We start from the raw sequence: 11,611 nt of genomic DNA, 5'->3' as shown, positions 1-11,611 counted from the left end.
GGCTGAGACCAATGGTGACGGAAGCCTCATCGGTCCGGGCGCCGGCCTTGACGGTGCGGCGAAAGAACCGGAGGAGACGAAGGGAACGAAAGAGACGAAGGAAGAAACTAAGGCAGAGACGAAGGCATCTGAGCCAGCTGCGCCTGAGACGACGAAAGCTCCGGAGACGGCAGCCCCCTCGGCGCCTGGTGATAAAGGTCCGGCAGGAGGTTCTTCGGGAGGCCCGGGAGGCCCGGGAGAAGTGGGACCTGGGGTCTGATGCAGTGACAGAAATAAGTGAAAAATAGCGGTATGAAATAAAATTACAGCCGACAGATTGACATAAAAAAATTATGTTAACCTGTCGGCTGCTTTTATTGAAATGAAAACAAAAACTTTAAGAAAACTTAAGTCTTTCTCTTTCTTTATCTTTAGAATCCGGGTGTACGATTAGGGAAAAGAAGAGAATGAAAATGGATTGGAGGGTATTATGAAGAAAATCATCTGTATTCTGGGTACAATGCTTGCGGCATTACTGCTGATGGCCTGCAACAGCCTGTCGTTCAGCGGCAGCAGAATGGGGAATGACAGCCAGCTTATTATGAAGTACAGCATATTTAATACCAGGGATTCCCAGTACTTTGAGATGGATCAGGGGGACGTAATCGACGCCGATATCGTGAGTGATTCGGGAAAGCTGTCGGTAACCGTTCAGAGTGAAGACGGGGAAACGGTATATGAAAACGAGGACGTACCGACAGGCACATTCCAGATCGAGATCAAGAAGAAGGGGATATATAAGATCAAAGTAACCGGAAAGAAGGCGAAGGGCAGCTTAAGCTTTATAAAGAGCACGGAGCAGGATACCCTGGAAGCCAATCTGGCAGCGCTGAGCAATTCTTATTATGAGGGGCAGTCTTCACGGGCTTATCAGATGCTGCAAAAATCCATCTTTAAAAAATTGCTGTTAAACGGATGGCTCGATGAGATAAGCGGCATGGAAAACGCCAGGTGGAATTACGATACCTTTACGAAATATACGGTTTTAGACCGTGACCAGGTTCCGGATGAGGATCAGGGGGAGCTGTACTGCTGTACATTTTCAGCCGACAACGACAGATGTGGTTACATCGTGATATCGTACAGCGGCGACGGCCTGTCAAAAATACGAGCGGTTGAAACTCCATATCTTTATGATTTCCTGTCTGAACGGGATCAGATTAAAAAGAAGCTGGAGACGTCCGGAGTGGATTTATCAACGGCCTCCGCGCGGAGAGCGGAAGCATTGGGAGAGGACGGCAGTGATCCGGCAGAAGGAATTTACTTTACTGACAGCAAAGGAAACCACTATTTTTACAGCTTTTCATAGTACATGGAAGTGGAAAACAGAAAACGAAGACTGTGCAGCAGGCTGATTTTAGACAAAAATATATGCCATTCTGGAATTTGGGGAGTGTCCATGAATGGCATGTAAAAGAAGAGCTGAATGTAGTATAACACAAAAGGTTACAAAAGTCATGTTAAAAATACATAAATTATCAAAAATGTAACCAAAACCGCTAATTATATAGCAAAAATATAACTGTATGGCAGGAATATGGACCGAAAAATTCATATTTCTGCCATTTACAATGTGCTTGACAAATGGATGGGGCTGCGTTAAGATTAGTTTAAAGAATGATAGTAACAAATTAATAATAACAAATTAATAATAACTAATAGATACTAACTAAAAGAAAATAAGAGAGACGATGAAAGGGGACACCATGAGAAAAGGAATCTACGATCTGGAAACTTTACGAAAGGCCTATAACAGAGGCGATCATTTAAAATATCTGTTTTTCTGGGGACACACGCCGCCTGCGGACGGACGTATCAACGAGTCGTGCTTCAGCCAGTGGTGGATGTGCCGGTTTGCGGTTGACGGTACGGAATATACGTGTGCGGAGCAGTTTATGATGGCGGAAAAGGCCAGGATGTTTGGCGACGGGGAGATGCTCTCCATGATTCTTAAGGCAAAGCATCCGAAGGAGATGAAGGCGTACGGGCGTGCCGTCCGGAATTTCGATAAGGATAAGTGGGACGGCGCCTGTTATGAGATCGTGAAGCGGGGGAATCTGGCGAAGTTTTCCCAGAATCCAGAGTTGTGGGATTATTTGAAGAGCACAAAATGGCGAATCCTGGTGGAGGCGAGTCCGAGAGACCGGATCTGGGGTATCGGTATGGGAAAAAGTAATCCCGATGCGGAATGTCCTGTGAAGTGGCGGGGGACGAATTTCCTGGGCTTTGCCCTGACGGAGGTCCGCGACCTTCTCCTGGAAAGGGAAGAGGGGGAAAACGGATGAAGAAGAAGGAACTGCGTGACCGGAACGGGCTGACAGAGGCGGAGTTTCTGAGCAGTTACGAACCGGGCGATTACGTGCGGCCGTCTGTTGCGGCCGACATGGTTATTTTTACTGTTATGGAGACGGAGGAGGAGAATTACAGGAAGCTTCCGGAAAAGGAGCTGGAAGTGCTGCTGATTCAGAGAGGCGTCCACCCTTATCTGGGCTGCTGGGCGCTTCCCGGCGGCTTTGTGCGGCCGGATGAGACGACAGAGGCGGCAGCCAGGCGGGAACTGAAGGAGGAGACAGGAGTTGACCACGTCTATCTGGAGCAGCTCTATACCTTCAGCGAGCCGGAGAGAGACCCGCGTACATGGGTTATGAGCTGTTCCTACATGGCGCTCATCGACTCTGCCAAGGTCCGGGTAAGGGCCGGGGACGACGCGGATCAGGCGGTCTGGTTCCGTATTTCCTTCCGTTTAATGGATGAACACATCGAGTACAGAAAAAACATGACCTACGACGGCATGAAGACGATACGCACAAAACGGTATGAACTGGAATTAAGCCATGAGGACGTGGTGCTAAGTTCCATGATAGAAAAAAAGATTGTAAAAACAGAACACGAAACAGTTACGGAATACAGAATTCTGGAAAATGACGGGCTGGCCTTCGACCATGCGAAGATTATTTCCTATGCGCTGGAGCGGCTGAAGGGAAAGGTGGAGTATACGGATCTCGCCCTCCATATGATGCCGGAGGAGTTTACACTGACCCAGCTGCAGCAGGTGTATGAGGTCATCCTGGGGAAAACGCTGTTAAAGGCAGCGTTTAGGCGTAAGATCGCCCATCTGGTGGAGGAAACCGATTCCTTCACGGAGAATGAGGGCCACCGTCCCTCCAGACTGTTCCGCAGAAAATTGGAGGAAGAATAATGGACAGAAAAGCGACGGCGCGGGAAACGCTCCGGATTCTGAACAGGATGCTATCTGTATGGAGACCAGAGGATTTCATCGAAGAAGCATAGAAAATCAGTAAAGGGAAGCGTACCGATCACCCCGGAGGAGGGGACCCAGTACGCTGAAGGCGTAAGACGGCAATCGCCTGGGACGCCGCAGAGCTATTGCACCGTGGGAGATCATATCTCCACCGTGAGAGCCCTGGAAGTTGTTCCTGGAGGGAGAAGGACATCGCTCATCCTGAATTTTGCCAGCGCCAAGAATCCCGGCGGCGGTTTCCGAATGGAGCCATGGCTCCAGGAAAGCCTGGGCGCTCCAGCGGCTTTACAAGACGCTGACCGTCCACGAGAGTATTACAGAAACAACCGGGCATGCCTGCGATGTATACGGACCACGTTTATCATTCTCCGGAGGTGAGTGTTCTTCCGGGATGAGGTTCCGGCTCCTGGAGAAACCGTCTTTCGTCGGTCGAGTCTGCCGGCCGTTATTATGGGCCAGGTCGGTAAAGGCGAAGACTGCGGTACGGCGGAACATGTGATGCGACGCCGGATGCGCTGGCGCTCGCCATTTTGCAGAGGAGAGCAAAGAATCTGGTCCTGGGAGCGTACGGATGCGGGCGTATTCAGAAACGATCCGGTAAAAATCGCCGCTGGTGGAGGAACTGCTGAACGGAGAGTTCAGAGGCATTTCGGTCGAATCGTATTTGATTTGGACAGAAGTTAAAGCGTGCCTCAACATTTGGAAAAATGGTAAATAAAGGGTGGATATGGGAAATACTGGCAGCAGTGCGGTTCATTTATATGAGTCGAAATGATTGCATATTATGGGGTTCTATGCTAAAATTGTTACAAATGGCCAAAATTATGAGCTTTTGGCAGACAGGTACGGCAACCTGCAGGAGGGGTTAAGGAAGATGAACGAACAGATAACAGCCAGGGGGTGTGTGAAAGCGCTTTGCTGCGCCTGGTTTGAACGACGCAGTATGGAGGAGACTATTGCTTTTTTCACAGATGACATCATGTTTATCGGTACTGGTGAGGGGGAAGCGGCCCATGGAAGGAAAGAGATGGCCGAGTATATCGCTCAGGATATACAGGAGATACCGGAACCGTTTGCGGTGGGAGTCACGATCGTTCACGAGCAGCGGCTTGGAGAGGATCTCTGGAATTTCTCCATTGGTCTGACGCTTAAAAATACTCTGTATTCCTGGCTCCTGCGCGGCTTCTTCATTCTGATGCGGGAGCACGGTGTGTGGCTGGTTAAGAGCCTTCATTTTGCAGAACCCAGCAACAAGCAGGGGGACGAGGAGCATTATCCGCAGACGCTTGTCATGGAGAACATTGCAAAACAGCGTCAGAAGCTGCTGGACGATTCTCTGCCGGGCGGCATGATGGGCGGATACATAGAGGAAGGATTTCCGTTCTACTTTATCAACCGGCGGATGCTGGATTATCTGGGCTATGAGAATGATGAGGCATTTATTCGGGATATCGGCGGAATGATTACCAACTGCATGCATCCGGAGGACCGGGAGCGGGTGGACCGCGAGGTGGCCGATCAGATAGCGGTCTCCGGGGAGTATGTGACCGAGTACCGGATGAAGAAGCACGACGGCTCCTATATCTGGGTTCACGACCAGGGCCGCGAGGTGACGGCGGAAGACGGCAGACCTGCGATCATGTCGGTCTGCGTCGATGTCACCGCCCAGAAACAGGCCAGGGAAGAAGTCCTGAATCTTTATAATAACATTCCAGGCGCCGTGTTCCGGTGCCGTTTTGACGCGGAGTTTTCTGTGATTGACGCCAATGACGGTCTGTTTGAATTCCTGGGCTATACCAGAGAGGAATTCGCGGCTATGGGAAATACCATGGCTTCCGTCATTTACCCCGATGACCTGGAGATTATGGCGGACCGGCTGAACCGGCAGCTAACCTACGGCAACACGATCCACAACGAGAACCGGCTGATCTGTAAGGACGGAACGGTGAAGTGGATCTCCATCAAGGCCCAGCTGCTGAAGGAAGAGGGAAGTGAACAGTATTTTTACTGCGTTTTTGTGGATATAACGGAGGAAAAGCTTCTGCAGGAGCGTATGAGGGAGCTGTACGAGAAGGAACTGACTTATTTCGCGGAGATGTCTTCCTCAGACGGCAGCATCCAGGGACGTATGAACGTCACGCAAAATAGAGTGGAGAGCTATCTGTCCACCTCGGATATCATTCTGACCCATACGGGAACTTCCTACGATGACACGATTGAAAGTCTGGCCTCCTGTGCCGTGGATGCTGCATATGGAGAGGAACTCCGCTGGGCGCTGCGGCGGGAGAAGCTGCTGGAAGACTATGCGGCCGGAAAGACGGATTATCATTATGAGTTCCTGTGCCGATATAACGGCGGCACCTTCTGGGGGAGCATGAACTTCAAGTCCTGCTTAAACCCGGAGACCGGCGATATTATCGTTTTCTTTTATGTCCTGGATATTACGGAGCAGAAGCTGACGGAGCGCCTGCTCAAGAGGATCGCGGAGCTGGATTATGACAGCATTACGGATGTCGATATCCGGCGGAATACGTACCAGCAGGTTTCTTTCAACAGTTCGGAGAAGAATCTGATTCCGTGGCAGGGAGAATTCCAGAAAGAGATTACCAAGATTGCGGAACAGTATATGGACAGCGCGGCGAAAAAGGAGTACTTAAGCCAGCTGGACAGCGAATATATGAAGGAGATGTTAAAGGATCAGAACACATACTCCTTTATGGCGGAGATGCGGGATGAGTACGGCAACGTGCGGGTCAAGCGGTTTAAAGTGTTCTATATCAGCAGAGAGTTAGGGCGGATCTGCATCGTGCGCACCGATGTGACCGATATCGTGCGGGGCGAGCAGCGCCAGAAGGAGGAGCTGGCGGCTGCGCTGGCTGCCGCAGAGCAGGCGAACGCGGCCAAGAGTGATTTCCTCTCCAGGATGAGCCATGAGATCAGGACGCCCATGAACGCCATTATCGGCATGAGCACCATTGCGGCCAAATCCATCGGGGACGACGATCAGGTAGCCGACTGCATCTCCAAAATCGGTATTTCCTCCCGCTTTCTGCTGTCTCTGATCAATGATATTCTGGATATGAGCCGGATCGAAAGCGGAAAGATGCTGCTGAAGAACGAGAAAATTCCCATGGAAGAATTTCTCTGCGGAATCAATTCCATCTGTTATCCGCAGGCGGCCTCGAAGGCGGTTGACTATGAGTGCATTGTGGACCCGGTTCTGGACGATTACTACATCGGCGACGCCATGAAGCTGCAGCAGGTTCTGATCAACATTTTGAATAATGCAATCAAATTTACCGGAGAGAGCGGGAAAGTCACCCTCTCGGCATCTCAGCGGAGCAGGATGAAGAACGATGCCGTCCTGCGCTTTATCATCAACGATACAGGCATCGGTATGAGCGAGGAGTTCCTGCCCCATATCTTTGAGCCGTTTACCCAGGAGTCCATCGGCACTACTGCCTTATACGGAGGCACGGGCCTGGGGATGGCGATCTCCAAGAGCATTGTGGATATGATGGATGGCAAGATCACGGTGCGCTCCATCAAGGGGATCGGCACGGAGTTTACCGTGGATATGAAACTGGGGATTACGGAGGAGGAGAAGCTGCGCCATAACCAGAAGAAGCATAATTTTAATTTCTCCCACTTAAAGACGCTGGTTGTGGATGACGATGTGGCTGTCTGTGAGAGCGCCGTCGTGACGCTTCATGAGATGGGAATCAAGGCGGAATGGGTGGACAGCGGGCGCAAGGCCGTGGAAAGAATCAGAGAATGCTGGGGCCGGGGCGCCTATTACGATATGGTACTGATCGACTGGAAGATGCCGGAGATGGACGGAATCGAGACGGCGAGACAGATCAGGCAGATTGTAGGGCCTGATGTTACGATTATTATCATGACTGCCTACGACTGGAGTTCCATCGAGCATGAGGCAAAGCTTGCCGGGGTCAATCTACTGATGAGCAAGCCCATGTTCAAGTCTTCCCTGGTGTCCGCATTTTCAAGGGCGCTGGGAGAGAAGGATGAGCAGGAACAGGTATCCGCGGGCTTTGATTTCGATTTTTCAGGGAAACGCGTGCTTCTGGTGGAAGACAATGCGATCAACACCGAGGTGGCGGCTCTGCTGCTCACGGACCAGGGCTTTAAGGTGGATACGGCGGAAAACGGACTGCGTGCGCTGGAGATATTCAGCAAAACGGAGCCTGGCTATTACGATGCCATACTCATGGATATCCGGATGCCGATCATGGACGGATTGTCGGCAACGGTCAATATCCGCCATCTGAGCAATCCGGATGCCAGGGATATTCCGATTATTGCCATGACGGCCAATGCCTTTGACGACGATATCGAAAAGAGCCGGGCAGCGGGGATGAACGCTCACCTGGCCAAGCCCATAGAGCCGGAACGGCTGTATCAGACACTGTATGATTTTATCTTTGGAAAGGAGGAGTGACACTATGCGTGAAGACTCTCTCTCCATGAATCAGCCGGCTCCTCCGGAGTCTGAACGGACATCCTGCGTCGAGGAAACGATGCAGGATGTTTTCAATGCGGTTAAGGGAGGTATTTCGGTCTACCATGTCGCTGGAAAACAGCTTGTGCCTTCTTTTTCCCCGGATGTGCTGGGCCTCATCTGCGACAGGGACAGGGACCGGGTGATGGAGGAGGTAAGTGCGGCTTATGACAGCGGCGAATTATTGGACCGTTCATGCAGGATCCGGCAGATGAATGGAGATCCTGTATGGATTCGCCTGAACGGACGGCGGGCAGCAGGCAAGGATAAATTTTGTATTGTGTATACAGCTATGTCCGCAGAGGACCGTCTGCTGCAGCAGATTGCGGAGGAGACGGCGGACGGAATCTATGTGATTGACAGGGAGACGTACGAGCTTCTCTATGCCAATGAATCAGGACGTTTTCGCGGGAAAGAGCGGGGCAGAGTCGGGCGGGCGTGTTATGCAGCTCTGTACGGCAGAACGTCGCCCTGCGAGTTCTGTACGCTTACCAGCCATGAACCGGATGGAACGTCTCATATCATGGAGACGGGGGAGACGGGGCGGTTTTACAGCACCCATTTCCGTGAAATTGACTGGAATGGAAGGCCGGCCATTGTAAAATACATCCGGGATGTCACGGAGGAAGTGACCAACAGGAGAGAGCGGGAACGTCTGGAGCAGTATTTCCAGACGGTTTTAAAGCATCTTCCGGGCGGTATCGTGGTGGTTCATTATGAGAAGGACGGGACGCTGAAGCCGGAATTTATCTCCGAGGGCTTTGCGGACATGACGGATATGACACTGGAAGACGCGTGGCAGCTGTATGAGACGGATGCCCTGGCCGGTGTTCATCCGGATGACAGACTCCGGGTGAACGCGCAGATGGAGGCGTACGTCGGGGGAAATGACCGGAACGGTGAGATCGTGTACCGCCTGGAAAAGGGCAGCGGCGGTTATGTCTGGATAAAGAACAGCCTGACCATGAACCGTGACAGCGAGGAGAAGCGGATTTATTCGGTTCTGCGGGATATGACGGGGGAGCTGGAGGAGAAGGAGCTGATCCGGAAGCAGTACAAGGATGTGATTCTTCAGCATTACCATACGCAGGATTCCAATGCCCTGATCGTGGGGCACTGCAACATTACGCAGAACAGAATTCTGGAAATCATCGATTACACGGGGGTGAACCCGCTAAAACTGTTTGGAAGCGTGCGGGAGGAGTTCTTTACCGGAATGGGCACTCTGATAGTGGATGAGGAAGAGAGACGCAAATTCTATGGGATCTATTTGAATGAGCCGTCTCTTGCCGCGTTTAGGCGAAAAGATTTTGAGCAGTGTATGGAGTGCTTCGTCCAGATTCCGGGAGAGGCGACGGGCCGGTACGTGCAGATTATGATGACTCTGGTGGATACGCCGGACAGCAGCGATGTCACCGGCATCCTTGCCATCACCGATATCACCGATCAGACGATTAACGACCGGATTCTGCATCGGCTTACCACCGCCAGCTATGACTTTGTCGTGGATATTAACCTGACGGCAGACTATTACCGGGTACTTACGCAAAGTGACAGCATTTTATGTGTTCCGCCGCCCCAGGGAAGCTATTTGGAGTGGACCTCCTGGGTGCAGAACTCTGGCGTTATGGCGCCGAGAGACCGGGAGCGGTATAAGCATAACATGAATCCGGAGTATGTGATAAAAAAACTGCAGTCAGGGCCTTATTCCTTCACCTTTTCCCTTGTGGATCAAGACGGGGATATACGCACAAAAAGTATAACTCTGTCCCCGATCGATCTCCGTCTTGGAAGGATCTGTCTTACGAGAACGGATATTACGGATTCTGTCAGGGAGCAGCAGGGAATGCTGCGTCTGATTGCCTATACCTTTGAACTGGCCGGATTTATCAATCTGGCCAGCAGGAGCCTTACCATGTACACGAGGGCGACGGTTCTGGAAAATCTTCCTCCCGTCTATTCCGAGTGCTATGAGGAGGCAATTCTGGGATTTATTGACCAATGCATCACCGAGGAAAATGAGGCGGAGGTCCGCGCCCGATTCCGCATCCATACGATTCTGGAAGGTCTTCGGGAGAAGCCGGACGGATACGATTTCCTTCTTTCGTACCATACGGATGAGGGGGAGAGGTACAAACAGATAACCGTTATGTGGAGCGATGTCAATCATTCGACGGTAGGCCTGGTGAGGGCGGATGTGACGGATACGCTGACCGCCGAGAGGAAGTCCAAGAAGGCGCTGGAAGACGCCCTGGCCCTTGCGGAAGAGGCAAACCGGGCGAAGAGCGACTTCCTTTCCACCATGAGCCACGATATCCGCACGCCCATGAATGCGGTGATGGGCATGACCGCTCTGGCGATCGCCCATATAGGGGACCGGGAAAGGGTGGCGGACTGCCTGCAGAAGATATCCATCTCATCCAGGCATCTGTTGAGCCTGATCAATGATATTCTGGATATGAATAAGATCGAACGTTCCCAGATTACGCTGAACCGCATGAAGATATCCTTAAACGAGATGCTGGCGCAGATGTCCGCGATGATGGCGCCTCAGGCCAGGGCGGCGGGGCTTCAGTTTGCGGTCCATATGGAAGACGTCAGGCATAAGCATTTTTACGGCGATTCCCTGCGGTTAAATCAGATTCTGATCAATATTCTGGGAAATGCGGTGAAGTATACGCCGGCGGGCGGAAGCGTGGAGTTCCGGCTGACAGAGATTTCTCCAGTCGAGCCTTCGGCAAATGAGGCAGGCCGCGCCCGCTATCTCTTTACGATCAGCGATACGGGGGTTGGTATGTCGGAAACGTTTCTGGCCTGTATGTTTGAACCGTTTATGCGCAATGAGAGCACGGAACGCATCGAGGGAACGGGACTGGGGCTCAGTATTACGAAGGGGCTGATTGACCTGATGGGAGGCAGTATTCAGGCAGAAAGTCAGGTGGGCAGAGGAAGCTGCTTTAAAATTGAACTGGAATTTGACTGCCTGGAGGCGGAGGAAGAGGCTGCGGCGGCGGAGGCTGAAAGGAAGGCGGAGCCAGAGACGGCCAGGCGGAATGCATTTCCGCTTGCTGACGGTAATACGTTTGCCGGCTGTCTCTTTCTGGTGGCTGAGGATAATGCGATTAATGCGGAAATTCTCTGCGAGCTACTCGCCATGAGCGGCGCCAGGACTGTGGTAACGACCGACGGAAGACAGGCGGTACGCGCGTTTATGGAGTCGGAACCCTATACGTACAGCGCGGTTCTGATGGATGTCCAGATGCCGGGGATGAACGGATATGACGCGACCAGAGCGATCCGCAGCATGGAGCGGGAGGACGCGGCAGCCATTCCGATTATTGCGATGACGGCCAACGCGTTTGCCGAGGACATACAGGCGGCAGCGGCGGCGGGAATGAACGCCCACGTGGCAAAGCCTGTCGATATGGCGGTGCTTCGGGAGACCCTTTTGAGGGCGCTTAAGAAAAAGACAGTTTAGGAGGCAGAAGATAGTGATAGATAATCAGAAAACCGTTTTATTTGAGCAGATGCCAGTGCCGAAGGCGGTTATGAAACTGGCAGTTCCGACCATTTTAAGTTCCCTGGTTATGGTCATTTATAACCTGGCGGACACGTATTTCGTCGGAATGATGAACAATCCGGTGCAGAACGCGGCGGTTACGCTGGCGGCCCCGGTGCTGCTGGCATTTAATGCGGTCAACAATCTGTTTGGCGTCGGCAGTTCCAGTATGATGAGCCGCGCTCTGGGACGAAAGGACTACGAAACGGTCCGCCAGAGCTCAGCCTTTGGC

Annotated in this window: 7 protein-coding genes and 1 pseudogene; all 8 read left to right on the top strand. The window is 52.0% G+C overall.

The window, feature by feature from the left end; translation table 11 throughout:
- Nucleotides 1-259: pseudogene (locus tag ACLTD4_RS30510) on the top strand (LytR family transcriptional regulator); the annotation flags it as partial.
- Between the two features lie 210 nt (nucleotides 260-469).
- A complete protein-coding gene (locus tag ACLTD4_RS30505) occupies nucleotides 470-1,348 on the top strand; it encodes a hypothetical protein (protein ID WP_117620680.1) in 879 nt (292 codons plus the stop codon).
- A 397-nt stretch (nucleotides 1,349-1,745) separates the two neighbouring features.
- On the top strand, nucleotides 1,746-2,324 hold the full coding sequence (locus ACLTD4_RS30500; protein WP_055653130.1) for an NADAR family protein: 579 nt from the start codon (nucleotides 1,746-1,748) through the stop codon (nucleotides 2,322-2,324).
- Nucleotides 2,321-3,238: an NUDIX hydrolase gene (locus ACLTD4_RS30495; protein WP_055652791.1), complete on the top strand. Its 918-nt coding sequence runs from the start codon at nucleotides 2,321-2,323 to the stop codon at nucleotides 3,236-3,238. The genes ACLTD4_RS30500 and ACLTD4_RS30495 overlap by 4 nt, the downstream gene beginning before the upstream one ends.
- Before the next feature lie 54 nt (nucleotides 3,239-3,292).
- A complete protein-coding gene (locus ACLTD4_RS30490) occupies nucleotides 3,293-3,679 on the top strand; it encodes a poly(ADP-ribose) glycohydrolase domain-containing protein (protein ID WP_412331808.1) in 387 nt (128 codons plus the stop codon).
- 496 nt (nucleotides 3,680-4,175) lie between these two features.
- On the top strand, nucleotides 4,176-7,760 hold the full coding sequence (locus ACLTD4_RS30485) for a response regulator (protein WP_117620681.1): 3,585 nt from the start codon (nucleotides 4,176-4,178) through the stop codon (nucleotides 7,758-7,760).
- Nucleotides 7,761-7,764: 4 nt separating this feature from the next.
- Nucleotides 7,765-11,298 (top strand): ATP-binding protein, encoded by a 3,534-nt coding sequence (locus ACLTD4_RS30480; protein WP_117620682.1) that lies wholly within the window; start codon nucleotides 7,765-7,767, stop codon nucleotides 11,296-11,298.
- A 49-nt stretch (nucleotides 11,299-11,347) separates the two neighbouring features.
- On the top strand, nucleotides 11,348-11,611 hold a 264-nt coding region (locus ACLTD4_RS30475; protein WP_412331807.1), incomplete at its 3' end, for an MATE family efflux transporter.

Source organism: Hungatella sp. (assembly GCF_046966825.1).
This window is presented reverse-complemented; position numbering and strand designations above follow the sequence as displayed.

What these genes read in the sequence shown, in the direction of transcription:
- ACLTD4_RS30505 (WP_117620680.1), top strand. Translation starts at nt 470, where the DNA reads ATGAAGAAAATCATCTGTATTCTGGGTACAATGCTTGCGGCATTACTG.
- ACLTD4_RS30500 (WP_055653130.1), top strand. Translation starts at nt 1,746, where the DNA reads ATGAGAAAAGGAATCTACGATCTGGAAACTTTACGAAAGGCCTATAAC.
- ACLTD4_RS30485 (WP_117620681.1), top strand. Translation starts at nt 4,176, where the DNA reads ATGAACGAACAGATAACAGCCAGGGGGTGTGTGAAAGCGCTTTGCTGC.
- ACLTD4_RS30480 (WP_117620682.1), top strand. Translation starts at nt 7,765, where the DNA reads ATGCGTGAAGACTCTCTCTCCATGAATCAGCCGGCTCCTCCGGAGTCT.
- ACLTD4_RS30495 (WP_055652791.1), top strand. Translation starts at nt 2,321, where the DNA reads ATGAAGAAGAAGGAACTGCGTGACCGGAACGGGCTGACAGAGGCGGAG.